At 66.3% G+C, this 26300-nt stretch carries 26 protein-coding genes and 1 pseudogene; 8 read left to right on the top strand and 19 right to left on the bottom strand.

Going from position 1 to position 26300, the window contains the following annotated elements; translation table 11 throughout:
- Nucleotides 1-343: 343 nt before the first annotated feature.
- The gene (locus AC1RCO_RS00280; protein ID WP_492617212.1) at nt 344-1495 is read right to left on the bottom strand and encodes an MFS transporter; all 1152 of its coding nucleotides are present in this window, start codon (nt 1493-1495) and stop codon (nt 344-346) included.
- Nucleotides 1496-1736: 241 nt separating this feature from the next.
- Here AC1RCO_RS00280 and AC1RCO_RS00285 point away from each other — a divergent pair, with 241 nt between their 5' ends.
- Both AC1RCO_RS00285 and AC1RCO_RS00290 read left to right on the top strand, forming a co-directional pair.
- On the top strand, nt 1737-2207 hold the full coding sequence (locus AC1RCO_RS00285) for an Lrp/AsnC family transcriptional regulator (RefSeq protein WP_015636382.1): 471 nt from the start codon (nt 1737-1739) through the stop codon (nt 2205-2207).
- Between the two features lie 181 nt (nt 2208-2388).
- Complete coding sequence (locus AC1RCO_RS00290; RefSeq protein ID WP_492617213.1) at nt 2389-3378, top strand: diaminopimelate epimerase; 990 nt, start codon at nt 2389-2391, stop codon at nt 3376-3378.
- 83 nt (nt 3379-3461) lie between these two features.
- Here the strand turns inward: AC1RCO_RS00290 and codA are convergent, their stop codons facing one another.
- The 16 genes from codA to AC1RCO_RS00370 all read right to left on the bottom strand — a co-directional run bounded on the left by codA (nt 3462) and on the right by AC1RCO_RS00370 (nt 17648).
- Nucleotides 3462-4718, bottom strand: a complete 1257-nt coding sequence (gene codA / locus AC1RCO_RS00295) for a cytosine deaminase (RefSeq protein ID WP_492617214.1) — start codon at nt 4716-4718, stop codon at nt 3462-3464.
- A gap of 170 nt (nt 4719-4888) precedes the next feature.
- Nucleotides 4889-6160, bottom strand: a complete 1272-nt coding sequence (gene codB / locus AC1RCO_RS00300; RefSeq protein ID WP_011062316.1) for a cytosine permease — start codon at nt 6158-6160, stop codon at nt 4889-4891.
- 172 nt (nt 6161-6332) lie between these two features.
- Nucleotides 6333-6530 (bottom strand): helix-turn-helix transcriptional regulator, encoded by a 198-nt coding sequence (locus AC1RCO_RS00305; RefSeq protein ID WP_011062315.1) that lies wholly within the window; start codon nt 6528-6530, stop codon nt 6333-6335.
- The gene (locus AC1RCO_RS00310) at nt 6527-6901 is read right to left on the bottom strand and encodes a hypothetical protein (protein ID WP_011062314.1); all 375 of its coding nucleotides are present in this window, start codon (nt 6899-6901) and stop codon (nt 6527-6529) included. The genes AC1RCO_RS00305 and AC1RCO_RS00310 overlap by 4 nt, the downstream gene beginning before the upstream one ends.
- Nucleotides 6902-6987: 86 nt before the next feature.
- Nucleotides 6988-7611, bottom strand: a complete 624-nt coding sequence (locus AC1RCO_RS00315; RefSeq protein WP_011062313.1) for an NUDIX hydrolase — start codon at nt 7609-7611, stop codon at nt 6988-6990.
- Nucleotides 7612-7712: 101 nt separating this feature from the next.
- Nucleotides 7713-8684, bottom strand: a complete 972-nt coding sequence (locus AC1RCO_RS00320) for an oligopeptide/dipeptide ABC transporter ATP-binding protein (RefSeq protein ID WP_011062312.1) — start codon at nt 8682-8684, stop codon at nt 7713-7715.
- Nucleotides 8681-9676, bottom strand: a complete 996-nt coding sequence (locus AC1RCO_RS00325; RefSeq protein WP_011062311.1) for an ABC transporter ATP-binding protein — start codon at nt 9674-9676, stop codon at nt 8681-8683. The genes AC1RCO_RS00320 and AC1RCO_RS00325 overlap by 4 nt, the downstream gene beginning before the upstream one ends.
- Entirely contained in the window at nt 9673-10572 is a 900-nt protein-coding gene (ddpC, locus tag AC1RCO_RS00330; protein ID WP_015636372.1) for a D,D-dipeptide ABC transporter permease, read from the bottom strand. Before ddpC ends, AC1RCO_RS00325 begins: the two co-directional genes overlap by 4 nt.
- Before the next feature lies 1 nt (nt 10573).
- The gene (locus AC1RCO_RS00335) at nt 10574-11590 is read right to left on the bottom strand and encodes an ABC transporter permease (protein ID WP_011062309.1); all 1017 of its coding nucleotides are present in this window, start codon (nt 11588-11590) and stop codon (nt 10574-10576) included.
- 118 nt (nt 11591-11708) lie between these two features.
- Nucleotides 11709-13283: an ABC transporter substrate-binding protein gene (locus tag AC1RCO_RS00340; protein ID WP_011062308.1), complete on the bottom strand. Its 1575-nt coding sequence runs from the start codon at nt 13281-13283 to the stop codon at nt 11709-11711.
- Between the two features lie 148 nt (nt 13284-13431).
- Entirely contained in the window at nt 13432-13989 is a 558-nt protein-coding gene (gene ddpX, locus AC1RCO_RS00345; RefSeq protein ID WP_015636370.1) for a D-alanyl-D-alanine dipeptidase, read from the bottom strand.
- Nucleotides 13990-14021: 32 nt separating this feature from the next.
- Nucleotides 14022-14882 (bottom strand): MurR/RpiR family transcriptional regulator, encoded by an 861-nt coding sequence (locus tag AC1RCO_RS00350; RefSeq protein WP_015636369.1) that lies wholly within the window; start codon nt 14880-14882, stop codon nt 14022-14024.
- Nucleotides 14883-15022: 140 nt separating this feature from the next.
- The gene (locus tag AC1RCO_RS00355) at nt 15023-15529 is read right to left on the bottom strand and encodes a nucleoside 2-deoxyribosyltransferase (RefSeq protein WP_210671435.1); all 507 of its coding nucleotides are present in this window, start codon (nt 15527-15529) and stop codon (nt 15023-15025) included.
- 17 nt (nt 15530-15546) lie between these two features.
- A complete protein-coding gene (locus AC1RCO_RS00360) occupies nt 15547-15999 on the bottom strand; it encodes a GNAT family N-acetyltransferase (RefSeq protein ID WP_346625187.1) in 453 nt (150 codons plus the stop codon).
- Between the two features lie 83 nt (nt 16000-16082).
- Entirely contained in the window at nt 16083-16439 is a 357-nt protein-coding gene (gene queD / locus AC1RCO_RS00365; RefSeq protein WP_011062303.1) for a 6-carboxytetrahydropterin synthase QueD, read from the bottom strand.
- A 129-nt stretch (nt 16440-16568) separates the two neighbouring features.
- Nucleotides 16569-17648 (bottom strand): patatin-like phospholipase family protein, encoded by a 1080-nt coding sequence (locus tag AC1RCO_RS00370; RefSeq protein ID WP_370059394.1) that lies wholly within the window; start codon nt 17646-17648, stop codon nt 16569-16571.
- A 161-nt stretch (nt 17649-17809) separates the two neighbouring features.
- Here AC1RCO_RS00370 and AC1RCO_RS00375 point away from each other — a divergent pair, with 161 nt between their 5' ends.
- Genes AC1RCO_RS00375 through AC1RCO_RS00390 form a run of 4 tightly spaced genes read left to right on the top strand, consistent with a single transcriptional unit; the run spans nt 17810 to nt 20413 of the window.
- Complete coding sequence (locus tag AC1RCO_RS00375; RefSeq protein ID WP_011062301.1) at nt 17810-18118, top strand: PepSY domain-containing protein; 309 nt, start codon at nt 17810-17812, stop codon at nt 18116-18118.
- Nucleotides 18118-18435 (top strand): PepSY domain-containing protein, encoded by a 318-nt coding sequence (locus AC1RCO_RS00380; protein WP_011062300.1) that lies wholly within the window; start codon nt 18118-18120, stop codon nt 18433-18435. The genes AC1RCO_RS00375 and AC1RCO_RS00380 overlap by 1 nt, the downstream gene beginning before the upstream one ends.
- Nucleotides 18435-19103, top strand: a complete 669-nt coding sequence (locus AC1RCO_RS00385; protein ID WP_041119167.1) for a response regulator transcription factor — start codon at nt 18435-18437, stop codon at nt 19101-19103. Before AC1RCO_RS00380 ends, AC1RCO_RS00385 begins: the two co-directional genes overlap by 1 nt.
- The gene (locus AC1RCO_RS00390; RefSeq protein ID WP_011062298.1) at nt 19100-20413 is read left to right on the top strand and encodes a sensor histidine kinase; all 1314 of its coding nucleotides are present in this window, start codon (nt 19100-19102) and stop codon (nt 20411-20413) included. The genes AC1RCO_RS00385 and AC1RCO_RS00390 overlap by 4 nt, the downstream gene beginning before the upstream one ends.
- A 58-nt stretch (nt 20414-20471) precedes the next feature.
- Here AC1RCO_RS00390 and AC1RCO_RS00395 read toward each other — a convergent pair whose 3' ends face one another.
- Nucleotides 20472-21227: a methyl-accepting chemotaxis protein gene (locus tag AC1RCO_RS00395; protein ID WP_401402980.1), complete on the bottom strand. Its 756-nt coding sequence runs from the start codon at nt 21225-21227 to the stop codon at nt 20472-20474.
- Nucleotides 21228-21329: 102 nt separating this feature from the next.
- Nucleotides 21330-22619 (bottom strand): annotated as a pseudogene (locus tag AC1RCO_RS00400) (cache domain-containing protein); the annotation flags it as partial.
- Nucleotides 22620-22966: 347 nt separating this feature from the next.
- Between AC1RCO_RS00400 and AC1RCO_RS00405 the strand changes: the two are divergent.
- The gene (locus AC1RCO_RS00405; RefSeq protein ID WP_161466524.1) at nt 22967-24283 is read left to right on the top strand and encodes a Na+/H+ antiporter family protein; all 1317 of its coding nucleotides are present in this window, start codon (nt 22967-22969) and stop codon (nt 24281-24283) included.
- 191 nt (nt 24284-24474) lie between these two features.
- Nucleotides 24475-26154: a methyl-accepting chemotaxis protein CtpM gene (gene ctpM, locus AC1RCO_RS00410; RefSeq protein WP_053152777.1), complete on the top strand. Its 1680-nt coding sequence runs from the start codon at nt 24475-24477 to the stop codon at nt 26152-26154.
- Nucleotides 26155-26300: the final 146 nt, after the last annotated feature.

Consider the following 26300-nt stretch of genomic DNA (forward strand, 5'->3'; position numbering starts at 1 on the left):
CGGCGAATCCCCCGAGCGGCGCAGGTTCTGGAGGATGGGCCCTGATTGGTGGCCCCTTCGCTGGCAAGCCAGCTCCTGCATGGAGGGTGCGCCTGTAGGAGCCGGCTTGCCGGCGAATTCCCAGGACGACGCAGGTTCTGGGGATGGGCCATGGCTGGCGGCCCCTTCGCTGGTAAGCCAGCTCCTACAGGGACGGCGGCGCCTGTAGGAGCCGGCTTGCCGGCGAATCCCCCGAGCGGCGCAGGTTCTGGAGGATGGGCCCTGATTGGTGGCCCCTTCGCTGGCAAGCCAGCTCCTACAGGGACGGCGGCGAATCCCTGGTGCAATGCTGTGCTTAAGTGGCTCAGACCTTGAGTACCTTGCCGCTGGCGGCCACCGCCAGCAGCAGGACGGCGATCAGGCCGAAGGCCGCGCTCAGGCTGCTGCCATGGGCAATGAAGCCGATCACCGCCGGCCCGGCCAGGATGCCGGCGTAACCCAGGGTGGTGATGGCCGGCACGGCGATGCTTTCGGGCATGACGTTCTGCTTGCCCACGGCGGTGTAGAGCACCGGCACTATGTTCGAGCAACCCGCGCCCACCAGGGCATAACCCACCAGCGCCGCCTCCCAGGCCGGGGCCAGGGTCGCCAGCAACAGGCCAGCGGCGGCCGTGGTGCCGCCGATGATGATCACCCGGCGCGCGCCCAGGCGATGGACGATGGCATCGCCCGTCAGGCGGCCCAGGGTCATGGTCAGGGCGAAGGCGGCGTAGCCCAGGCCGGCGTAGGCGGCATCCAGATCGCGCTCGGCGGTGAGGAAGACCGCGCTCCAGTCCAGCACCGCGCCTTCGGCGAGGAACACCACGAAGCACAGGCAGCCGATGAACAGCACCACACCATGGGGCACGGCAAAGGCCGGGCCCGAGCTCTGGCTGCCATAGGGCAGCATGTGCGGCGCGGCCTTGAGCAGCGCCAGCAGCATCAGGGCGATCACCACCAGGGTCGCGCCCAGTGGCGACAAGCCCAGGCCGAGCAGGGCGCTGACCCCCGCGGCGCCGACGATCCCGCCCAGGCTGAACAGCCCGTGAAAGCCCGACATCATGGTCTTGCCGCTGGCCCGCTCGACAATCACCGCTTGCAGGTTGACCGTGGAATCCACGCCGCCCAGCCCGGCGCCGAATATGAACAGCGCGGCCATCAGCAGCGGAATCGAGGTCAGGGTGGCCAGCAAGGGCAGGGCCAGGCAGATCAGCAGGGTGCCGCCGGCCATCACTTTGCGGCAGCCGAAGCGCCCGGCCAGGGCGCCGGCAATCGGCATCGCGAGGATCGAACCCACCCCCAGGCACAGCAGCAACAGGCCCAGGGTGCCTTCGTCGAGCCCGGCCCGGGCCTTGGCGTAGGGCACCAGCGGGGCCCAGGCGGCAATGCCGAAGCCGGCGATGAAAAAGGCGATGCGCGTGGACATCTGTTCGAGGCGGCCGGGGGTGGCCTGGAAGTGGGTGTTGCTGGCAGTCATAAAAATCCTTGGCGATCGAACTCGCTGCCGGCCGCCTGATGCCCCCATGGCGTGATGGCGGCCGGGTGGGGATTGTGACAAATCTGGCCCTCGAAGGTTGCAGAAATCCGCAGCGCAGTGCTTCTGCACAGGGTTGCGGGTGAAATAAATTTGCGCAGGCCGGCGGTTTGTTTCGCATAATCGGCGGCTTTACACAAAAACGTTGCAGTGCGTGCCGTTCCTTCCCGGAGTTTTCCTGCCCATGAATGCCAGCCTCGACGCCTACGACCTGAAGCTGCTCGCCGAGCTGCAACGTGACGCCAGCACCGCGCAAAGCGAGCTGGGGCTGCGGGTCAACCTGTCCACCGCGGCGGTCAACCGGCGGCTCAAGCGCCTCTGCGACGAGGGGGTGATCGAGCGCTACAGCGCCATCGTCGCGCCGGATGCCCTGGGGCACGAACTGAGCATCATCGTCGAGGTGGAAGTGGAGAGTGAGCGCATCGACCAGATCGACGCCCTCAAGCGCAACTTCCAGGCCTGCCCCCAGGTCCAGCAGTGCTACTACGTGGCCGGCGAGTGCGATTTCGTGCTGATTTTCTGCGTGCGCAACATGGCCCAGTACACCCAGCTGACCCGCGAACTGTTCTTCGACAACCCCAACGTCAAGCGCTTCAAGACCCTGGTGGCGATGAACCGGGTCAAGGTCGGCCTGGAAGTGCCCACGGCCGGCTGAGGTTCAGGGGGCCTGCGGGGCTTGCCCGAGAAAGCCACGAACCCAGGGGCTTCTGTGGCAGGTGGCGTCGGCTGGGGTACCGCGCACAGGTCGTCTTGCCGGCCTGAGCCGGTGTTGTCCTCTGGTCGAGCCGCCGGTTTCTCCGTAATGTCAGCGGCTCGGTTTTCCAGGAGGCGGTGTGATGGCGGCGTTCTACGATGCACGGGGCAACATCTATGGGGTGGTGACACCCGCGCGGTTGCGCAGCCTGGGGGTCGCCTTGCCCGGCAGCGCCGCCCAGGCCGCGCGGGACCGGCGCTTGTGGAGCGAGCAGGCCATCGCCGCCCTCTGTGACTGGGCTCCGGGCACCCGCCCGCCGGGGGCCAAGGCCCACCGTAGCGACGGTCTGCTGGTGGGGCCGTTCCAGGACGTGGCGCCCTTCGATCTGCTGATCGTCAACACCGACGGCACCCTGGCCGAGCGCAGTGGCAATGGCCTGACCATCTTTGCCCAGGCCCTGGCCGAGCAGGGGTTGCTGGCCGAGCAGGGGCCAACCCTGTTGCAGGTGCACCATGACCAGCCCACCGGTACCTCGCCGGTGGCCACCGTGGTGGAGCCGGCCCGGGTGGCGGGGGTGCCAGGGTTCTGGCTGGACCTCGGCCAGCCGTCCTTCGGGCCCGAGGCGGTGGCCGCCATTGGCGTCGAGGCGGTGACCCTGAACGGTCGCGAGCTGAGCCGGGTGGCACCGTTGCAAGCGCTGAACCCGCTGTGGGAGCACAGCCAGTTCGTGCGCATCGGCAACCCCCACTGCGTGACCCTGGTGGACGATCGCGAGGCCCTGCCGAGCAACCTGCAAATGCTCCAGGCGCCCCTGGCCGAGGGCCTGACCGCCACCGCTTTCGCCTTGCCCCTGGGCAGCGGCGAACCGTGCCCGGCAGGGGTCAACCTGCAATGGGCGATGCGCGAGTCGGCGCAGCGCATCGTCGCCCGGGTGTTCGAACGCGGCGAAGGGCCGACCGCCTCTTCGGGCACCAGCGCCAGCGCCGTGGCCAGCGCGGCGTGGCGGGTGGGCTGGGTCAAGGCTGGCGAGGTGCAGGTGGTGATGCCCGGCGGCACCGCGCCGTTGCGCCTGGAGGAACAGGATGGCGAGCTGCGCCGGGTCTGCCTGTTTGGTCAGGCCGTGCGCTTGTAGCTTCTTGCAGGAGCCGGCTTGCCGGCGAAAGCGATCTGACGGGCGCCTTCGCCGGCAAGCTGGCGCCTACGGTTTTTTGCAGGTCATGCGTCTTGCCATTGCACCTGGGCCATCTGCCGTTGCATCAGCACCTTGCCGTGGCGGATGGAGTACAGCGCCAGGCCCTGGCTTCGGATCATTTCGTAATCGCTGTCGGCAGACAGGATCAGCAGGTTCGCCGGGCGACCTTCTTCGATGCCGTAGCGCTCGCCCAGGGCCAGGGCCTTGGCGCTGTTGTCGGTGACCAGGTCCAGGGCGTTCTGCAAGTTGCGGTAGCCGAGCATGTGGCAGATGTGCAGGCCGGCTTCCAGTACCCGCAGGATGTTGCCGTTACCCAGGGGGTACCAGGGGTCGACAATCGAGTCCTGGCCGAAGCACACGTTCATCCCGGCCTCCAGCAGCTCATTGACCCGGGTCACGCCGCGGCGTTTCGGGAAGCTGTCGAAGCGCCCCTGCAGGTGGATGCTTTCGGTGGGGCAGGAGACGAAGCTGATGCCCGAATGCCCCAGCAGGCGGAACAGCTTGGCGCAGTAGGCGTTGTCGTAGGAGCCCATGGCCGTGGTGTGGCTGGCGGTGACCCGGGAGCCCATGCCCCGGCTGCGCGCTTCTTCGGCCAGCACTTCAAGAAAGCGCGAATGCGGGTCATCGGTTTCGTCGCAGTGCACGTCCACCAGGCACCCGCTGCGTTCGGCCAGGTCCATGAGGAACTTCACCGAGCTCACGCCCTGGTCCCGGGTGTATTCGAAGTGCGGAATACCGCCCACCACATCGGCGCCCAGGCGGATGGCTTCTTCCATCAGCTCGCGGCCGTTGCGGAACGATTCGATGCCTTCCTGGGGGAAGGCGACGATCTGCAGGTCGATCAGGTGCGCGCTTTGCTCGCGCACTTCGAGCATGGCCTTGAGGGCGGTGAGGTCCGGGTCGGTGACGTCGACATGGGTGCGTACATGCTGGATGCCGTGGGCGGCCAGGGCGCGGATGGTCTTGTGGGCGCGGGCGCGGGTGTCTTCGGCGGTGATGGTGGCCTTGCGTTCGCCCCAGCACTCGATGCCTTCGAACAGGGTGCCGCTCATGTTCCAGCGCGGCTCGCCCGCGGTGAGGGTGGCGTCCAGGTGAATGTGCGGTTCGACGAAGGGCGGCACCACCAGGTTGCCGCCGGCATCCAGGTGCTCGGGGCCGAAGGCCGGCGCGGCGGTGGGGGCGTCCGGGCCCTGCTGGACGATGCGGGCGATGCGGCCGTTTTCCAGGTGCAGTTGGTGCAGGCCTTCACGGTGGCGCAGGCGGGCGTTGGTGATCAGCATCGGAGCGGTTCCTCGGGTCGGGCAATCAGCGGTTCAGCCGTGGGATCCGGGCGGCGGCCCTTGTCCCTCGGTCATTGGGCTGTGCTTCAACCGGTACCGGTCGAAGCAGGCAGGTGGTTCGGGGCGGGTCATGATAGACCCGGAACGCGCCGGGAGGGCAAGGCCCGGGTTCAGGCCCGGGCGTCGAGGGTGGCGCTGGTGCGGGCGCCGAGCCAGGCGCTGAGCAGGACATAGCTCAGGCTGGCCACGCCGATGCCTACCAGCGGCGCGACCCAGGGCGAGCAGAAGGCCGCCAGGGTGCCCAGGCCATAGGCGGCCAGGCCCGGCCAGTTCCAGGCCGGCAACTGGCTGTCGGCCAGGCGCGGGTAGCGGCCGCGCCAGCGGTAGAAGAAGTCCGCCATGATCACCCCGCCAATCGGCGGAATCACCGTGCCCAACAGGATCAGGTAGGGCACCAGCAGGTCGTACATGCCGAGCATCGCCAGCAGGGTGCCGATCAGCGCGCCCACCAGGGTCACGGTCTTGCGCCGGTCGGTGCGCAACAGGTTGCAGCCGGCCACGGCGAAGTTGTAGATGGTGTTGTCCTGGGTGCTCCAGATGTTCAACAGCAGCATGGCCATGGCCGCCATGGCAAAACCCTGGAGCAGCAGCACTTCGACCACGTCCGGCTGCTGGTAGACGATGGCGCCGTAGGCACCGATCAGCACCATCAGGCCGTTGCCGATAAAGAAGCCGATCAGGCTGGCGCTCACCGCCACCCGCGCCGAGCGGGAAAATCGGGTCCAGTTGGTGGCCTGGGTGGCGCCGCTGACGAAGGTGCCGAACACCAGGGTGATGGCGCTGGAGAGGTCCAGGCTGGCGCTAGGCGTGACCCCCAGCAAACCGTCGAGGCCGCCGATCTGCCGGGTGGCCACCCACATCGACAGCAGCAACAGCAGGCCCATGGCCGGCACCGCGATCCAGGACAGGATCTCCAGGCCGCGATAACCGATGTAGGCGGTGGCGCAGAAGGCCATGCCGAACAGCAGCATCAGCCCCAGTACCGCACCCGGATCCAGCTGGAAATACTTGCCCAGCACCACCGCGGCGGTGGCGGTGCCCCAGGCGTACCAGCCGATCTGGGTGAAACCCAGGATCAGGTCGCTGAGCTTGCTGCCCCGTTCGCCGAAGCAGAAGCGCCCCATCAGCACCGTGTTCAGCCCGCTCTTGAAGGCGATGTAGCCCAGGCTGGCGGCGTAGATCCCCAGCAGCAGGTTGCCGACGAGGATCACCACCAGCAGGGTGGTGAAGTCGAAGGCCACCCCCAGCTTGCCGCCGGCGAACATGGTGGCAGTGAAGAAGGTGAAGCCCAGCAGCACCATGGCCATGGAGGCCAGGCCCTTGCGGGCGTGCTGCGGAACTTCGCTCAAGGGGTAGTCGTTGCCGGGTTCGTGCTGGGTCATGGGCCTGTCCCTGGTCGCAGTGATGCCACGCTGTTGCAGGCGCCGTGCCAATCCTTGACGGCAGGGCCGGGCGCCCCAGCAGTTATAGCCGATGCCCGTGCCCCTGCACCGGTTGCCTGTGGCCCGGGGGCGAAAGCGGTGCACCCTTGGGCCAGATTGGTTCACCGGCGGTTCAGTCCTCGTCGGGGCTGAAAATGCTTTCGATGGGCATCTCGAAGGCCCGGGCAATCTTGAACGCCAGGGGCAGGCTGGGGTCGTAGCGCCCGGTCTCGATGGCATTCACCGTCTGCCGTGACACCTCGAGGCGGGTGGCCAGTTCGGCCTGGGACCAGCCTTGCCGGGTGCGCAGTTCGCGCAGTTGGTTGTTCATCGGTAGCGCCGCACGCCGGCCACCGTGGCCAGGGCCCAGACCAGGCCCATCACGGGCCATACGTAGAACATCGAGAGCCGGGGCAGGCCGGCGGTTTCCAGGAAGCCGTAGCTGAAGGTGATCAGCGCGGTGCAGACAAAGGACAGGCCCAGGGCTTCGAGCTGGATGCGCCGGGCCAGTTCGTCCATGCGTCGCAACTGGCGCACCACCGCCAGGGCCATGGCTACCATGGGGATCACCGGCACCAGGGCCAGGGCGATCTTGCCCGGGCCCGGGTTCATGTCCGCCAGCCAGTGGCTGCTCAGCAGCACGCAAGCGATGTAGGCCAGCAAGGCCAGGCCGAATTCCCTGAAATAGCGTTTGGTGCCCATGGGCGATCTCCTTTTAGTAAAGTGTCCTTTACATTAGGTGGGGCGCTTTTTAATGTCAAGGGTGCTTTACATCGGCGCCGTCACGCTCAGTCGAAGAGGGCCACGCTGCGCCGGCCTTCGTGGAAGTCAAAGGCCTCCTGGATATCCCGTTCCACGGTGCGTCCCTGGGACAGCGGCGGCAACTGGTCCGGGGCGAAGAACGCCGCGTCGCTGGTTTCGCTGCCGGCCATCGGGGCCTCGGCGTCTTGCCGTTCGCAGAGGAAGTAGAGCTTGTAGAAGTCCCGGTGATCGGGCTTGTAGGGCCCCTTGGCCTTGTGCCGCAGGCCGTACAGCTGGCGCACCGAAACCTGCAGCCCGGCTTCTTCGCGGATTTCCTTGATGATGTTCTGCGCCGCCGACAGGCCCACATCGGCGTAGCCCCCGGGCAAGGCCCAGAGGCCGTCGTGCTGCTCGCGCACCAGGAGGATCTTGCCGTCCTCGATCAGCGCGCCGCGCACTTCCACCATCGGCGTCGAGTAGCGCTGGGCGAAGTCCGAGACCAGTTCGTTGATGCGCTCCAGGGGCACGTTGCCCAGCTGCGCGAGCATGTCGTGGGCGATCTCGGCGACTTCCTGGTAGCGCTCGCGATCATGCACGTCGCGGCAAAAATGCAGGCCGGTGGAGGCGATGGCTTGCAGGCGTTTGGCGTGGGTCAGCCAGCTGCTTTCCATGAAAGAGGTTCCTGCAACGTCAGAGAGAAGGCGCTTGTTTTAAGCCCTTGGCGCGCCGGGAGCAAGCACCACGCCGTGGTCGGCGGCGTGGCGCGGTGGGATCACCCGGTGAGCTGTTGCCGATGGCAACGCACTTGCTGCGTCGCATCGCCCAGCAGCTGTTGCGGCAGCTCGCAGCCCGGGCCGCGGCGGCTGCAGCGGTCGAAGAAGAAACAGCCGGCGGGCAGCTTGCGGTTGCCCGGCAGTTCGGTGGGCGCCGAGAGCTGGCTGTCCGCCAGCGGCGCGCCCAGGCGCGGCACCGCATCCAGCAGTAATTGGGTGTAAGGGTGGCGCGGGCGCTCCAGCACCTGTTCGGCGCTGCCCAGCTCGACGATCTGCCCCAGGTACATCACTGCCACCCGGTCGGCCATGTGCCGGACCACCGAGACGTTGTGGGAGATCAGCACGAAGGTCAGGCCGCGGCTGCGTTGCAGGTCCGCCAGCAGGTTGAGGATCTGCGCCTGCACCGAGATGTCCAGGGCCGAGGTCGGCTCGTCGAGGACGATGATGTCCGGGTTCGACGCCAGGGCCCGGGCAATGGCGATGCGCTGGCGTTGGCCGCCGGAGAACTGGTGCGGGTAGCGCTCCAGGTATTCGCCGCGGATGCCTACCTGCTGCGCCACCTTGGCGGCGATCTCACGCATCTGTGCCACCGGGGTGTTGCCCAGGGCGAACAGCGGCTCGGTGATGATCTTCCAGATCGGCAGGCGCGGGTCGAGGGACGATTGCGGGTCCTGGAACACGATCTGCACGTGGCTGTGGCGCTCGCGGTCGCTGGCGTAGGCCCAGCGCAGGTCGCCGCTGCTGGGCTTGACCAGGCCCATGAGCAGTTGCGCCAGGGTGCTCTTGCCGCAGCCGGATTCGCCGACGATGCCCAGGGTTTCCCCGGGGCGCAGTTCCAGGTCGATGCCGTTCAAGGCATGGGCGAAGGCCCGCGGCCGGCCCAGCCAGTCGTTGCTCAGGGGAAAGCGCACCTGTACATCGTTGAGGCGCAGCAGCGGCTCGCTGCCGGCCCGGGGTTGCGAAGCATTCATTGGGCGGACTCCGGGGCAGCCAGCCAGCAGGCGCTCTTGTGCTGCTGGCTGGCGTTGATCGAATGCAGCGGCGGCCGTTGGGCACACACCGCCATGGCCTGGCTGCAGCGCTCGCGGAAGGTGCAGCCGCCGGGCAGGTGAGCAAGGTTGGGCACCTGCCCGGGAATGGTCAGCAGCGGCTCGCCGGGGCGCACTTGCTCCGGCAGGCCGCTGAGCAGGCCGCGGGTGTAGGGGTGTTGCGGGTCGAGCATGACCTGGGCAGTACTGCCTTGCTCCACCACGGCGCCGGTGTACATCACATAGACCCGGTCGCAGAACTGCGAGACCACCGCCATGTCGTGGGTGATCAGCAGGATCGCGGTGCCCCGTTGCCGGGCTTTCTCGCGCAGCAACAGCAGCACCTGGCGCTGCACGGTCACGTCCAGGGCGGTGGTGGGTTCATCGGCGATCAGCAACTGCGGGTCGCAGGAAAACGCCAGGGCTATCATCACCCGCTGGCGCATGCCACCGGACAGCTCGAAGGGGTAGGCCTGCAGCACCTGCTCGGGGTCGGCGATGTGCATGTCGCGCAGCAGGTCGATGGCCTTGGCCCGGGCCTGTTCCTGGCTCAGGCGCTGGTGATGGATGATCACGTCGAGCATCTGCCGGCCGATGCGCCGGGTCGGGTTGAGGGCGGTCATCGGCTCCTGGAAGATCATCGCCGCATCGCGGCCGCGGATCTGCAGCAGCTGTTTTTCCGGGGTGGCGAGCATGTCGCGGCCCAGCAGGCTGAGGCTGCCGGAGGTGATGCGGTAGCTGCGCTCGGGCAGCAGCCGCAGGCTGAGCATGGCGGTCACCGACTTGCCCGAGCCGGATTCGCCGACCACGCCGACGATTTCCCCCGGGTTGACGTGCAGCGAGACGCCGTTGAGGGCCTGCACATTGCTGCGGTAGGCGGGGAATTCCAGGCTCAGGTTGTCGATGTTGAGAACGGCGGATGAGCTCATGGTCATTTCCCCTGTTGTCGTGGATCGAGCAGGTCACGGATGCCGTCACCCAGCAGGTTGAACCCGGTGGCGGTGAACAGGATCGCCAGCCCGGGAAAGGTCGAGTACCACCAGTTGTCGAGGATGAAGTTGCGCCCGGTGGCCACCATCGCCCCCCATTCGGCGGTGGGCTGCTGCGCACCCAGGCCAATGAAGCCCAGGGCCGAGGCCATGAGGATGGCGCTGCCGATGTCCAGGCTCAGTTGCACCAGCAACGGCGGCATGGCGTTGCGCCCCACGTGCCAGCTGACGATGTGCCAGCGCCCGGCGCCGTAGGTCTGGGCCGCCTTGACGTAGCCCATCTGGCGGATGCTCAGGGCCTGGCCCCGGGCCAGGCGCACATAGAACGGAATGCGCACCAGGGTGATCGCCAGCATGGCGTTGAACAGGCTCGGGCCCAGGGCGGCGGCCAGGGCCATGATCAGCACCAGCGATGGCACCGAGAGCATGATGTCCATCAGGCGCATGATCAGGCTGTCGAAGCGCCCGCCGATGATCCCCGACAGGCAGCCCAACAGGCCCCCGGCCAGGCACGAGGCGAAGGCCACGAACAGGCCCACGCCCACCGACTGGCGGCTGCCGTGGAGCACCCGGCTGAACAGGTCGCGGCCCACTTCGTCGGTGCCGAACCAATGGGCGGCGCTGGGAGCGGCCAGGCGTTGGGCCAGGTTCAGGGCATTGGGATCATGGCTCGACAGCCAGGGGGCGAAGGCCATGCACAGCAGCACCAGCAGGGTCATGCACAGCCCGGCGATGGTCAGCGGGCTTTGCCGCACGCGGTAGCCCAGGTAGGCCAGGCGGGTGCGCCAGCCGCTGGCCTGCGCGGTGGGTTGTGGCAGGGGAATGTTCAAGGGAGCGGACATCTCAACTTACCTCGCCAATGCGCGGATCGATCACCCGGTACAGCAGGTCGATCGCCATGTTCAGCAGCACATAAATGAACGACACCAGGATCGCGAAGCCCATCACCGCCGGGAAATCCAGGGCCTGGATCGACTTCACCACGTAGGCGCCCATGCCCGGCCAGGCGAATACCGTCTCGGTCAGTACCGCGCCGTACAGCAAATCGCCCAGGGTCAGGCCGAGCACCGTCACCGAGGGGATCAGGGCGTTGGGCAGGGCGTGGCGCAGGATCACCGCCCAGCGCGACAGGCCGTAGGCCCGGGCGGTGCGGATGTAGTCTTCGCCCAGTTGGTCGAGCATGGCCGAGCGGATCTGCCGCGCCACCACCCCGAGGTTGACGAAGCCCAGGGTCACCGCCGGCAGGATCAGGTGCTGCAGGGCATTGAGGAACAGCGGGATGTCCCCGGCCAGCAGCGAGTCGATCAGGTAGAAGCCGCTGACCGTGGGCGGCGGCTCCAGGCCTTCGTCCAGGCGCCCGCTGCCGGGCAGCCAGCCGAGGTGGCCGTAGAACAGCACGATCAGCCCCAGCCCCAGCCAGAACGCCGGGGTGGAAATGCCGGTGACCGCCAGGGTGCGGGCGATCTGGTCGATGAAGCGGTTGTGATAGACCGCCGACAGTACCCCCAGCGGCACCCCCACCAGCACCGACAGCAGCAGGGCGGCCAGGGCCAGCTCCAGGGTTGCCGGGAAGAAGCTCTGCAGGTCCTCCAGCACCGGGCGGCTGGTGCGGATCGAGGTGCCCAGGTCGCCGTGCAGCAGGTCGAGCATGTAGCGCCCGTACTGCTGGTACAGCGGCAGGTCCAGGCCCAGCTGGTGGCGGATGTTCTGCACGATGGCATCGCTGGCCCGGTCGCCGGCGATCAGCCGCGCCGGGTCACCGGGAATCAGGTGCGAGATGGTGAAGGTAATCAGCGAAACCCCGACCACGACCAGCAACAGGCCGAGCAGGCGTTTGCGCAACATATTCAGGAAGGCCATGAGGCAACCTCGTTAACGCTTGACGAACGGCAGGGGGCACGACGGCCCCTCGCCGGGGACACGGCAACCCGGCGCCACCCCGTTTCAGGGGCCGGCGACGGGGAACGCAGGGCCGGTCCTACTTGCTGATTTCGGCGATGTTGAACACCTGTTCCAGCATCGGGTGGAACACGTAGCCCTTCACCGAATCGCGCATCGGCAGGCTGTAGTTCTTCTGGTACAGGTAGGCGTAGACGTTGTCCTTGAGGACGATCTTCTGCGCCTTCTGGTACAGCTCGATGCGCTTGGCGGTGTCGTTGGTGGCCGCGGCATCGCGGATCAGGCTGTCCACCTCGGGGTTGCTGTAGAACGAGCGGTTGCCCGGCAAGCCCTGCAGGCTGGAGTCGAACCAGAAGTTCATGAACATGTAGGGGTCGGCGAAGTCCGGGCTCCAGGAGCCGATGGCCACGTCGTAGTCGCCCTTGCCCACCCGTTCACGCATGGTGGCGTTGGCCAGCTTCTCCATCTTCAGGTTGATGCCCAGGGGCGCCAGGCCCGCTTGCAGTGTCAGGCCGATGGACTCCCAGTTGGCGTCCTTGTCCGAGTAGAGGTAGGTCAGGTTGCTGATTTTCTGCGGGACCTTGGCCAGGCTGGCCTTGGCGCCGTCGAGGTTCTGCTGCATCAGCGGCAGGCTCGGGTCGTGGGCCCACATGCCGTCGGGGATCGGCCCGTTCATCAGCTTGGCCTGGCCCTTGAGGATGCCGTCGACGATGCCCTTGTAGTCGATGGCCTGGACCAGTGCCTGGCGCGCTTCGACGTTGTCCAGGGGCGCACGCTTGTTGTTCAGGTACAGGTAGTTGACCCGCAGCGAGGGGAAGGTCTGGATCACGATGCCTGGCTTGCCGGCCAGGGTGCCGAGCTGGTCTTCGGGCATGTCCTCGATGATGTCCAGGTCGCCGCGTTCCAGTTGCAGGCGGCGCACCGAGGCCTCGCTGATGATCTTGATCACCACCTTGTTCAGGCTCGGCTTGGGGCCGGCGTAATAGCTGTTGGGTTCCAGCGTCAGCGCCTGGCCCTTCTGCCAGTTGCTCAGGCGGAAGGCCCCGGAGCCGGCGGTGTGGGTCGAGAGGTAGGCGTTGACGTCCTCGCCCTTGTTGGCCACGTCCGGGTTGATGATGCCGCCGCCGTTGTGGGCCAGGGTGTAGAGGAAGGGCGCGTAGGGTTTCTTCAGGGTGAAGCGCACGGTCAGCGGGTCGACCACGGCCACGCTCATGTCATCCGGGAAGGCGCCGGACGGGCCTTGCTTGAGCTGCATCAGGCGGTCGAAGGAGAACTTCACCGCGGCGGCGTCCACCGGCTTGCCGTCGTCGAACTTGTTGCCCGGCTTGAGCTTGAAATCCCAGGTCAGGTTGTCGGCGGAGGTGCTCCAGCTCTCGGCCAGGTCGCCCTGGACTTCGGTGCTGCCCTTGCCGTTCTCGACCTTGTAGGTCACCAGCTTCTGGTAGGCCGGGTAGGTCACGGCCCAGTCGTTGTTGTCGATGGTCACGGCGGGGTCGAGGGTCTGCGGGTCGGCGGCCTTGCCGATCATCAGGGTGTCCTTGGGCGCGGCGGCGCTGGCTGCCTGCCACGCGCCCAGGCTCAGGGCGGCGCACAGCAGGGACAGGGCGACACGGGTGGACAGACGCACATCAGGGTGATTGCGGTTAGGGGTCATGCCGGTTTCCTTGATCATTCGATGTTGGGAAGTTCGTCAGGTTTTTTATAAAAGCTATAACCGGGCAGTTGTTGCTGAAGCAGTGTTGCAGTAGGACCGGCTTGGGGCAGTTAGCTGCCTGTTGTTGTGGCCGGTGGGGAGCGGGAAATCAGTGTTCGAAGGGCTGGTCGTGCTCCTGGATCAGGGGAAAGTCCTCGGCGTTGGGCAGCTCGTAGTGCCACCACTCGGTGGGGATCGCCTCGAAGCCGGCGCTGAGCATGATCCCCAGCAGCATCAGGCGGTTGCGCTGCACCTGGGGCGGCAGGTCGCTGTAGAACTGGTGCGACTTGGGCTCCATGGCGTCGAAGGCGGTGCCCATGTCCAGCGGCTCGCCGGTTTCATCCACCAGGGTCAGGTCCACGGCCACACCCCGGGTGTGGTGCGAGCCCAGGCGCGGGTCGCGCACGTAGTCCGGGTTGGGCAGGGCCTGCCACAGCAGGTGCTGGGCGTAGGCCGGGCGGTAGGCGTCGTAGATGCGCAGGCCCAGGCCGGCCATGCGCGCCAGCTGGCTGGCCTTGTACAGGCAGGCGGCGGCGTCCTTGTGCAGCAGGCAGCGGGCGTTGCGATAGATCACCTGGCCGGCCAGGTTGTCGGCGCTGGCGTAGATCAGGTCGATCTGAAGCTGATGGCGCTGGGCGTCGATTTCGACAAGGGGGCTGTTGTTCACTCACTCACTCCATCTGGGTTAACGCTTGAAGGTCAGGACTCGAACTGGCCGAAGGCTTCCTGCAACTGTCGGTTCTTGGCCAGGCGCTGGTCCAGGCGCTCGCCATAGCCCTCGGCCACGGCGGACACCATCAGGTTGAACAGGCAGGTCAGGGGCGCGAGGGAATCCCAGAACTGGCCGACATCGGTTTTCAGTTGCAGCAGGTCCAGCGGGTAGTCCCGGGCCCAGGGGCACTGCAGGTCGGTGACCAGGGCCAGGGGCAGGGCGTTGGCATTGGCCACTTCGCAGAAGGTCTGGGTGATGCTGGAGTAGGCGCGAAAGTCGGAGATGATCGCGTAGGGCTTGGCAAAGCCGGAGTTCAGGGTTTCGGCGTAGATGCCTGAAAGCCCGTCCACGTAGTAGACCTTGGGCCGGATGTATTCCAGGTGGCTGTGAAAGGCGTTGAGGATGCCCCGGGTCGACTGGATGCCGATGATGAACACCGCATCGGCCTCGACGATCTGTTGCACGATGGCGGCGAAGGGCTGGCTGCGGGCCAGGCCATAGACATGCTGGATGGCCTCGATCTCGCGATGCATCGAGCGCTCCAGGGCATCGTCCTGATGGGCTTCGCTGCGAAAGGCGCCGAGCCGATCGGTGATCAGCCAGGAGGCCGGGGCATCGCCGCGCAGGCCTTGCTTGACGTCATCCAGGTTGCGATAGCCCAGCGAGCGCAGGAAGCGCCCCACGGAAATCCCCGTGGTGCCGGCTTGCTGGGCGATGCTGTCGGCGGTCTCGAAGGGCAACTGCTGGAGGTTGGCCAGCAGGTAGGTGGCGATGCGCTTGCCGGTGGGGGTCAGGCTTGCAAACTGCTGTTCCAGGGTGACTTGGAAACTGTTCTTGTCCATGACCATCTCGCCGGGCGTTCGCTGGAAATGTTATTTGTGTTTCATTTTTGTATCTCGTGTTAGAAACATAACATCGGCTTTCGCGACAAGACAAGGCTTTTGTCCGGGGTGGTCGTTTTCGGCAGAAAGTGACGTTGCCGGCTATCTCAGCCCGATGGAGGGGAAGCGCTCAGCCAGCACCCGAGGTCGAAGATGGCGGCTTCCACGCTGCTGCTGCGGCCGCTCCAGCTGCAGGCCAGCATCAGGTTGCGCGGCAGGTTGAAGTCCTCCACCGCAAAGCCCTGGGCGTCGCGCCCGGCGTGATCGTGGGGCACCTGCCGGCGCAGGGTGGCGGGGCCTTCGAAGTAGGCCCACACCGGTTTGCCCAGGGCAACCGCCGCGCCCACTTCGAAGGCGGTGCCGGAATCCGGCTCGAGGCCGCGAAAGTCATTCAGGTTGGCCAGCAATGCATCGCAGCCGCGGATCATCAGCAGGTTCTGCCGGTAGATCCACTGCGCGGTGGCTTCTGGCGTGAGGCGAGGTGGCGCCTGGTTATCCAGGGGAAACAGGCCGTGCAGGCCCTGGGCGCTGCACAGTTGCTTGAGGTATTCGCCATGGGCCGGGGCGTCGGCGCGAAACACGTCGAAGCCGGCGAGGTAGATACGTGGAGGCATGGAGAGGGCTCCTGGGTTCAGTCCAGTGGCTTGCTCATGTACACCCGGTGCAGGCCGTGCTCCACGGCGCGGTGGGTTTCCACGTAGCCGTGGCGGCTGTACAGGGCGATGTTCTCGCTCATGGCTGCGTTGGTGTACAGGCGCACGCAACGGTGACCGGCGGCCACGGCCTGTTGTTCGGCAAAGGCCAGCAGTTGCCGGCCATGGCCCCGGCCCTGGGCCTCGGGGTGGACCGCCAGGTTGTCCAGCAGCAGGGCTTGATGGGCGTCCAGCAGGACAACGAAACCGGCGATTGCCTGCTGCTCCTCCAGGACCCAGACCTGCCGGGCCAGCACCAGGCACGAATAGTCTTCGAGCATGGGCGCCGGTTCCCGGCCGATCCGCGCGATATAGGGCGCATAGGCGCGCTTGGCGATGCCTTCGATGGCGGCGAGGTCGGGCAGGGCAGCGGGGCGAATGGTCGGCGGCATGGGCGCGAGTGCTCGGGTAACGGCGGGGTGGGGCAATCATAGGCATAAAAAAACCACCCCGTGGGGTGGTTTCTTCGGCGGGCTTATTCGCCGCGGTAGATGCAGCCGCTGGTGCAGGTTTCGTGGATGCGGATCGCACTCAGCTCCGGCAGCAGGGGCTTGAGCTCATTCCAGATCCATTTGGCCAGGACTTCGCTGGTGGGGTTTTCCAGGCCGGGAATGTCGTTCAGGTAGTTGTGGTCCAGGCGCTCGTACAGCGGCTTGAAGATCGCCTTGATTTCCGAGAAGTCGCGGATCCAGCCGGTGTGTGCGTCGACCTCGCCACTGAGGTGGATCGCCACCTTGAACGAGTGGCCATGGAGGCGGCCGCACTTGTGGCCCTCGGGCACGAAAGGCAGGCGGTGGGCGGATTCGAAGGTAAATTCTTTGAAGATTTCCACAGTGTCGGTCAGCTCTGTCAGATGGCTATCGCCCGGGGGCGAGTTGAGGCAGGCGGCGAGTTTATCAGCTTGCCCCGGCGCTTGCGGAAAAACCCTGACTAAAGGGTCAGTGCGCGGCCTGGGGCACCCTCACAGGCTTTGCAGGCGTTCGCCCAGGCGATTCTGCGCCGCCAGTTCGAGGAACTCGTCCCCCAGGCGCCGGCTTTCGTCCATGGCGCTGCGCCAGTATTTTTGCCGGCCGGCGTCGTCGCCCATGAAGCGCTTGAAGTCGTTGCGGTCCGGCAGCTTGCCGTAGGGCAGGCGCGCCAGGTATTCCTTCGACGGCGCCAGCAGCAAGACGTCCCGCAGGCGCTCCGGGCTGGCCCGGCGCCAGGGCAGGGTCTTGTCGAACCAGCCGGGGATCACCCGGTCGGTGAAGTGCGGGTAGAGCACGATGTCGCTGCCGCTGTAGGGCAGGTCCAGGTGGTAGTCCAGCAGGCCGCCGTCGCGGAAGGTGCCGGCCCCGGCGCCGGGCAGATCGCGCACGCCCTGCATGACCATGGGGATCGAGCCCGAGGCCAGCAGCGCCTGGCGCAGGTTGCCGCGGTCCAGGGGCACAAAGCGCGAGGGGAAGTCTTCCAGGGCGTGCAAGGGCGGGGCCAGGCGCGGGTCGTGCAGCACCAGGCGCTCGAAGTGCCGGGCCAGGCGCGCGCGGCCCCGCAGATTGTCGGCGATCACCGAGGACAGCCCCAGGCCGAGGCGCCCGCGATGGTCGTCGGCGAGCAGGCCGTGGCTTTTGACCACCATGATGTTCAGCCGGTAGTGAGGGTTGTCGAGGATCGAAGCGTCGCGGCCCTCCAGCAGGTCCTCGAGCATGCGCCGGGAGCTCTGGCTGATCTGCGCCATGGTCACGCCCTTGGCAAAGCTCTGGGCGTTGTACAACTGGCCGAGGCGGCGGATGCCTTCGGCGGCGTCCGGCAGGCAGGCGCTGGCGAAGCGCCAGGAACCCACCGAGGCGCCGATCAGCGAGCGTTCCCGGGGCGCCGATGGCAGCCATTCACCGAACAGCGCCAGGTCCAGGCCCTGGATGCCCAGGGCCTTGGGGCCGCCGGCGGCGCCGGGCAAGGTGCCGACTTCACGGGGGTGCAGGCCTTGCTGGCGGATGCGGGCCAGGGCGCGGGGGCCGGCCTTGAGGGTCAGGGCGGGAAACTTGATATGGATGGCGGTCATACCGGGCTCACTCTTGAATCAGCCGCCGAGTATAGAGACACCTGGGGCTGCGGGCCGAGTGAAACCTGTGTCAGGCCCATGCTGGCCATTCAGTTTCAATTAAGTTGCCTTGGGTATGGTCTGCGGCATCGGCCTTTGGCCACCGACTTTGGAGAACTGCCATGAAGACCCTTGCCGCGCTGTTTGGCGCCAGCCTTGTCGCCCTGACCGCCAGCCTGGCCCACGCCCGCGACCTGGGGCCGGACGAAGCCCTGAGACTGCGCGACGCTGGTACCATTGTGTCCTTTGAAAAACTCAATGCCACGGCCCTGTCCCGGCATCCTGGGGCGAGCATCAGTGAAACCGAGCTGGAAGAAGAGTACGGCAAGTACATCTACCAGGTTGAACTGCGCGACCCGCAGGGGCTGGAATGGGACCTGGAACTGGACGCCGTGAGCGGCCAGGTACTCAAGGATCATCAGGACACCTAATGAACCGCACTCTGCGCACCGCCGGCAGCCGTGCAGCCCTGGCGCTGCTGCTGTTCTGCTCCCTGGCCATGGCCCGCGACCTGGACCAGGACGAGGCCCTGCGCCTGCGCCAGCAAGGGGTGATCCTGCCTCTGGAGCAACTGCTCAAGCAGGCCATGGACCGTTACCCGGGGGCCAAGCTGCTGGAGGCCGAGCTGGAAGAAAAGCACGATGTGTACATCTATGAAGTCGAGCTGTTGACTGTGGACGGGGTGGTTCGCGAGCTGGACCTGGAAGCCGCCACCGGGCGTTTGTTGAAAGATGAGGAAGACGACTGATGCGCCTGCTTGTGGTGGAAGACCACGTATCCCTGGCCGATGAACTGCTTGAAGGCCTGAACCGCCAGGGCTACGCCGTGGACTGGCTGGCCGACGGCCGCGACGCGCTGTACCAGGGCGCCAGCGAACCCTATGACCTGATCATCCTCGACCTCGGCCTGCCCGGGGTGCCGGGCCTGGAGGTGCTGCGAAAGTGGCGCGCCGATGGCCTGGCAACGCCGGTGCTGGTCCTCACCGCCCGCGGCTCCTGGGCCGAGCGCATCGAGGGGCTCAAGGCCGGCGCCGACGATTACCTGAGCAAACCGTTCCATCCCGAAGAGCTGCACCTGCGGGTCCAGGCCCTGCTGCGCCGCTCCCATGGCCAGGCCAACCAGCAGACCCTGCAGGCCGCCGGGCTGCACCTGGACGAGGGCCGGCAATGTGTGGTCCGCGACGGCCAGGATGTCTTGCTGACCGCCGCGGAGTTCCGCCTGTTGCGCTATTTCATGCTGCACCCGCAGCAGATCCTGTCCAAAAGCCACCTGGCCGAACACCTCTACGACGGTGAAACCGAGCGCGATTCCAACGTCCTCGAAGTTCACGTCAACCACCTGCGGCGCAAGCTGGGTCGCAGTGTGATCGAAACCCGCCGCGGCCAGGGTTATCTGTTCGGCGGAACCACTTCGTGAGATCGATCCAGCGCCGCCTGAGCCTGGGCCTGATCACGGTGATGGTGGTGGTCGGGCTGGTGCTGGCGCAGACCAGCCTCTGGCTGTTCGAGGTGGGCCTGCAACGCTACCTGGAAGCCGGCCTGCGCAACGACAGCGAGAGCCTGCTGCTGGCCCTGGTGCGCGGCCCTCAGGGGCTGCAGCTGGATGAACGGCGTCTGTCGCCGGCCTACCAGCGGCCGTTTTCCGGGCACTACTTCCGTATCGATTTTGCCGATGTGCACTGGCGCTCACGCTCGCTGTGGGACCAGGAACTGCCGCAACTGGAGCGCGCCGGCCTGCAGGGCAACCTGCAACTGGGGCCGGAGGGCCAGCAACTGCTGGTGCTGCGCAGCGACTACAAGCGCCTCGGGCAGTCGATCTCCATCAGCGTGGCCCAGGACTACACCCCGGTGCGTGAAAGCTTCCAGCGCATGCGCCAGATCGGCCTCGGGCTGGGGCTGGCCGGGCTGCTGCTGATCCTGCTGCTGCAACGCCTGACTGTGCGCCGCGCCCTGCGCCCGCTGGAAACCGCCCGCGAGCAGATCGCCCAGTTGCAACAGGGCCAGCGTTCGCAACTGGATGCCCAGGTGCCGGTGGAACTGGAGCCCCTGGTGGCGCAGATCAACCACTTGCTGGCCCATACCGAAGACAGCCTCAACCGTTCCCGCAATGCCCTGGGCAACCTGGGCCATGCCTTGAAGACCCCGCTGGCGGTGCTCCTGAGCCTGGCGTCGAGCCCCAGGCTCGACGGCCACCCCGAGGTGCGCAGGATGCTCCAGGAACAGTTGGAGCAGGTGCAGCAGCGCCTCAATCGCGAACTCAACCGCGCGCGCCTGGCGGGGGATGCGCTGCCCGGGGTGCTGTTCGAGTGCGATGCCGAGCTGCCGGGGCTCCTGGCGACCTTGAACATGATCCATGGCCAGCACCTGGAACTGAGCTACCAGGCGCCACCGGGGCTGCGCCTGCCCTGGGACCGGGAAGACCTGCTGGAGCTCTTGGGCAACCTGCTGGACAACGCCTGCAAATGGGCGGATGCCCAGGTGCGCCTGAGCGTGGAAGAGCGGCCGCAGGGCTTCTGCCTGGCGGTGGACGACGACGGCCCGGGCATCCCCGAAGCGCGGCGCGATGAGGTCTTCGGCCGGGGCACGCGCCTGGATGAACAGACCCACGGCCACGGGCTGGGCCTGGGCATCGTGCGCGACATCGTCGACGCCTGCGGTGGAACCCTGAACCTGGGGGAAAGCGAGTGGGGCGGCTTGCGGGTAGAGATCGAGCTGCCCAGGCGCTGAACTTGCCGGGCGCCAGGTTCGGCGCCCGTGGCGGCTATCGCAGCCTGCGGCAGCGGGGTCAGACGCGGAACTGGTCCATCAGGCTCTGTTGCTGGTTGGCCAGGCTGTTGAGCGACTGGCTGACCCGCGCCGATTCATTGGCCTGCTCCGACAGCGATTCGGTGACATCGCGAATGGTCGCCACGTTGCTGTTGATCTCTTCGGCCACCGCGCTCTGCTGTTCGGCCGCGCTGGCGATCTGCAGGTTCATGTCGCTGATCACGGTTACCGCATCGCCGATCTGGCGCAGGGCGGTGACCGCCTGGCCCACTTGTTCGACGCTGCCCTGGGCCTGGCGATGGCTGTTGTTCATCGAACCCACCACCTCCCGCGTGCCGTTCTGCAGTTGCTCGATCACCAGGCGGGTTTCTTCCACCGACTCCTGGGTGCGCTGGGCCAGGTTGCGCACCTCATCGGCCACCACCGCGAAGCCGCGGCCGGCTTCCCCGGCGCGAGCGGCTTCGATGGCCGCGTTCAAGGCCAGCAGGTTGGTCTGCTCGGCAATCGAGCGGATCACTTCCAGTACCGTGCCGATCTGCTCGCTGTTGGCAGCCAGGCCTTCGACCTGGGTCATGGCGGCGCTCATGTCGGCGGCCAGCAAGTCGATGCTGCGGGTGGTGTGGTCGATCACGTTCAGGCCCTGGCGGGTGGCCTGGTCGGCATCCCGCGCGGCCTGGGCGGCCTGGGCCGCGCTGCGGGCCACGTCCTGGGCGGTGGCGCTCATTTCATGGGAAGCGGTGGCCACCTGGTCCACCTGGCGATACTGCTGCTCCATGCCGGCGCTGGTCTGGGTGGCGATGGCCGAGGACTGGTCGGCGGTGCCGCGAGCGTCCTGCACCGAGCGTTTCACCTCGGCGATGATCGGCTGCAGCTTGTCCAGGAAGCGGTTGAACCAGCCGGCCAGTTGGCCCAGTTCGTCCTGCTTGTCGTAGGCCAGGCGCCGGGTCAGGTCGCCTTCGCCGCTGGCGATGTCTTCGAGCATGTGGGCCACGCCGAGGATCGGCCGGGTCACGCTGCGGGCCATCAGCCACACCAGCAACAGGCCCACCACCGCGGCCAGCAGGCCCAGGCCGAGCTCGATCAGGGTGCCGCTGTTGTTGCGCGCATCCAGCTCGCTTTTCAGGGCTTCGGCCGGGCCTACCAGGACTTTTTCCGGCACATCCAGCAGTACGCCCCAGGCCTTGCCACCGGGGATCGGGGTGAAGGGCGCCAGCACCTTGAGTTCACGGTTGCTGTGCAGGCTCTGGGTCTGGGTGCTGTTGGCCAGCAGGCGGATCAGCTCGGCGCCGTTGGTGGTGTCGACGCTGTCCAGGCGCTGGCTGAGCTTGCTGGCGTCCGGGCTGTAGCCGGCCAGCAGGCCCACCGGGCTCAGGATGCTGACGTTGGTCTGGCCGGCATAGAGGCGCTTGCTGGCGCTCTGGCTGATGGCCTGGAGGCTGTTGAGGTTGATGTCCACCGACAGCGAAGCGATGACTTTGCCGTCCACCATCAGCGGGAAGACGATGCTGGTCATCAGCACCTTCTGGCCGTCGATGTCATAGAAGTAGGGTTCGATCACGCAGGGCTTGAGGGTGCTGCGCGGGCAGGTGAACCAGGCGTTGGCCGGCTGGCCGCTGGGGCCGGTGCGGGTGTCGCTCATGTCGCTTTCGGGCAGTGACATGGAGGTCAGCTTGCCCGGGGTGGGTTGGGACCAGTACAGGGCGAAGCGGCCCTTTTCGTTGCTACCCAGTTCGCTCTGGCCGCCGAACAACTCGTCCTTGCCGTCCAGGGCGTTGGCTTCGAACACCAGGGACAGGCCCAGCAAGTCGGGGTTGGCCTGCAGCGCCGACTTGACCTGGCGGGTCAGGTCCTCGCGCAGGTCGAAGGCGTCGAGGAAGCGTTTCTCGGCCTGTTCCCGCAGGAACAGCACCTGGCGCGAGAAGCCGTGGCCGTATTGATAGGCGTCCATGAATTGCTGGCGAATGCCCAGTGCCTGGACTTCACCCTGGGCCTCGATCCGCGCCTGGGCGGCTTCGTTGAGCATCTCCATGCTCGAGGCCTTCACCAGCTCGGAGCTGTGCTCCATGCGATACAGCGAAAGCCCCACCAACAGCGACACGATGCCCAACAGGCAGAGTCCGGCCAGCAAGGTGATTTTCCATTGGATGGAAAGTTGTCTGAGCGACATGGAGACGTCCTTTATTCGATAAATATCTGAGACTTTGCACTGTAGCGGCCGACCAATGGCGTTCTTTAAACGCTTGTTCGAAATAAACCGCGAGGCGCTGGGGCTGCTGTGCAGCCCGGTGCGGGCAAGCTCCCTCGCCACGGGTACGGGGTTGGTCTTGGGGGCTTTACGAGCAAGCTCGCTCCTGCGGGCGGCGGGGTGCGGGGTTTTGACAAGCCGGGTCGGCTGCTGCAAAGTGCGCCCCCCTAATAAGAACCTCTTTCATTTCGATGTCGGCAGCCCGCTGCCTTCCGGTCGGTCACAGGCTTTTGCGCCATTTTTAGCGGCGCAGTAATGAGGTAACGATGATTAACGCAGTAATTGCCGCGGTTGGCGTAATGCTGGTGCTCAGCCTGTCCCGCGTGCATGTAGTGATCGCCCTGATCATTGGCGCCCTGGTGGGTGGCCTGGCCGGCGGCCTGGGCATCGAGGCCACGCTCAAGGCCTTCAATAGCGGCCTGGGGGGCGGTGCCACCGTGGCCATGTCCTACGCCTTGCTCGGTGCTTTCGCCGTGGCGATTGCCAAATCCGGGCTGGCCCACGCGTTGGCGGACAAGATCCTGCTGCTGGTGGACCGGCAGGACGCCAACGGCGGCGGCCAGGTCAAGTGGCTGCTGATCGGCCTGCTGTGGGTGGTGGCGATTGCCTCGCAGAACATCCTGCCGATCCACATTGCCTTCATTCCGCTGCTGGTGCCGCCGCTGCTGTATGTGCTGACCAAGCTGCAACTGGATCGCCGGCTGATCGCCTGTGTGATCACCTTCGGCCTGATCACCCCCTACATGTTCCTGCCGGTGGGTTTCGGCAACATCTTCCTCAACGAAATCCTCCTGGCCAACGTGGCCCGCAGCGGCGTCGATATCAGCCAGGTCAACGTCACCCACGCCATGGGCATTCCCGCCCTGGGCATGCTTTGCGGCTTGCTGCTGGCGTTCTTCAGCTACCGCAAGAAGCGCGTCTATGACCTGGACCGTATCGAGAAGGTCGAACAGGTGGCGGTGCAGTACAACCCGCGGACCCTGCTGGTGGCCGCGGCGGCCATAGTCGCGGCGTTCGTGATCCAGCTGCTGCTGGACTCGATGATTATCGGTGCCTTGTGCGGCTTCCTGATTTTCTCGGTGTCGGGCATCGTGCGCTGGCGCGAGACCGACGACCTGTTCACTGAAGGCATGAAGATGATGGCCATGATCGGCTTCATCATGATCGCCGCCTCGGGGTTCGCCGAAGTGATGAAGGCCACCGGCGAGGTCAATTCCCTGGTCCAGGCCTCGGCGGCCTGGATCGGCCACAGCAAGGGCGTGGGCGCCTTGCTGATGCTGCTGGTGGGCCTGCTGGTGACCATGGGCATCGGCTCGTCGTTCTCCACGGTGCCGATCCTCGCGGCGATCTTCGTGCCTTTGTGTGTGCAACTGGGCTTCAGCCCGCTGGCCATCGTCTGCATCGTCGGCACCGCCGGTGCCCTGGGCGATGCCGGTTCGCCGGCCTCGGACTCGACCCTGGGACCGACCTCGGGCCTGAATATCGACGGCCAGCACCACCACATCTGGGACACCGTGGTTCCGACTTTCCTGCACTACAACCTGCCGCTGCTGGCCTTTGGCTGGGTGGCGGCCATGGTCCTCTGATCATCTCGCTCTCGTAGACGTCGGGGGTTGTCGTAGGAGCTGGCTTGCCAGCGAAGGCATCGCCAAGGTCGGTGCAAGGCTCGAGGGCCCCTTCGCCGGCAAGCCGGCTCCTAGGGGTTCAGGCTCAACTTTTTTTTTGGCGTGCCGTTAACCGCATATCACGCCAATAAAAAACCAAGAGTGAGCCCCCTATGCGCTTGAGCCTGAAGGCCAAAGTCCTGTCCCTGGCAGTACTCCCGGTACTGCTGTTCGCCCTGGTGATCAGCCTGAGCACCGTGCTCATGCTGCGTCAGCAGGCACAGAAGGAAGTCGAGGAAACCCGCAACCGGCTGCTGACTGAAGCCAAGGCCACCCTGCAGAGTTATGTGGAAGTCGCGCTGACTACCGTCAAGCCGCTCTACGATGCGGCGGCGCAGGGCGATCAGGCCGCCCGGGCCGAAGTGGTCAAGCTGCTGTCCAATATCAGCTATGGCAAGGACGGCTACTTCTTCGGCTACGACTCCGAGACTGTGCGCCTGTTCAAGGGCAACAGTCCGGACGGCGTGGGCAAGAGCTTCAAGGACAACCGCGACCCCAATGGTGTGTACGTCAACCGCGAGCTGGTGCGGGTCGGCAAGGACGGCAGCCACTATGTGCAATACAGCTCGACCCAGCCGGGCAGCGACGTGCTGGTGCCCAAGCTGGGCTACACCGAGTACCTGCCCAAGTGGGACATGGTGCTGGGCACCTCGGTCAACCTCGATGGCATCGACGCCCAGGTCGCCGCAGTGCAGGGCAGCGTCAACCAGCGCATGGAAGGCATGGTCCTGAGCATCCTCGGGATCGCCGCGGTGGTGCTGGTGGTGATCGCCGCCCTGGGCATGCTGGTGGCCAACACCATGCTGCGCCCGCTGAACCTGATGAAAGCCAACCTCGACGATATCGCCGCCGGCGAGGGCGACCTGACCCGGCGCCTGGCCATTACCAGCCAGGACGAACTGGGGCAGTTGGCCGGTTCGTTCAACCGCTTTGTCGACAAGATCCACGGCCTGGTACGGCAGATCACCGAGATGACCGGCCAGCTCACCGAACTGGTGACCCAGGTCTCGGATCAGGCCCAGCGTTCGGAACAGGCCATGGAGCGCCAGCGCCACGAGACCGATCAGGTGGCCACGGCGATCAACGAAATGTCCTCCGCAGCCCACGAGGTGGCCCGCAGTGCCCAGGGCGCAGCCGTTGCCGCCCAGCAGACCGATGAAGAGGGCCAGGCGGCCAAGCGCGTGGTGGATGGCAGCATCCAGCAGATCCATGCGCTGGTCAGCGATATCCGCAACAGCGGTACTTCCCTGGACAGCCTGCAGCAGGACGTGACGTCGATTGTCAGCGTGCTGGACGTGATCCGCTCGATCGCCGAGCAGACCAACCTGCTGGCCCTGAACGCCGCCATCGAAGCGGCTCGGGCCGGGGAGGCCGGGCGCGGTTTTGCGGTGGTGGCCGACGAAGTACGGGCCCTGGCCAGCCGCACCCAGCAGAGCACTCAGGAAATCCAGGGCATGATCGACCGCCTGCAGCAGGGCACCCGGGTGGCGGTGGACGCCATGCGCCGTTCCAGCGATGCCGGCGACGGCACCTCGGTGAAGGCCAACGAAGCCGGGGCGTCGCTGGACACCATGGCCCAGTTGATCGGCACCATCAATTCGATGAACGCGCAGATTGCCAGTGCGGCGGAAGAACAGACTGCGGTGGCCGAGGAGATCAATCGCAGCGTGCATCAGATCGCCGTGGCGGTGGACAGTGTGGCCGATGAAACCCAGCGCGGCGCCCAGACTTCCCGCAGCCTGGCGGACCTGGGTCAGCGCCTGGGGCGGCTGGTGGGACAATTCCGTATCTGAGGGCGGGGCGCCGGTGGCTGGTGTAGCCGCTGCCAAGCCTGCGAGGCTGCGAAAAGGCCCGAAGGGCCTTGCGTGGCGGTCTTTTGGCAGCCCACCAGAATGTCCCACCGCCCCCGTCAACAGCTACATCAGGGTGTTACCTGCAC

It is taken from the genome of Pseudomonas sp. GW823-FHT03E05, assembly GCF_058796855.1.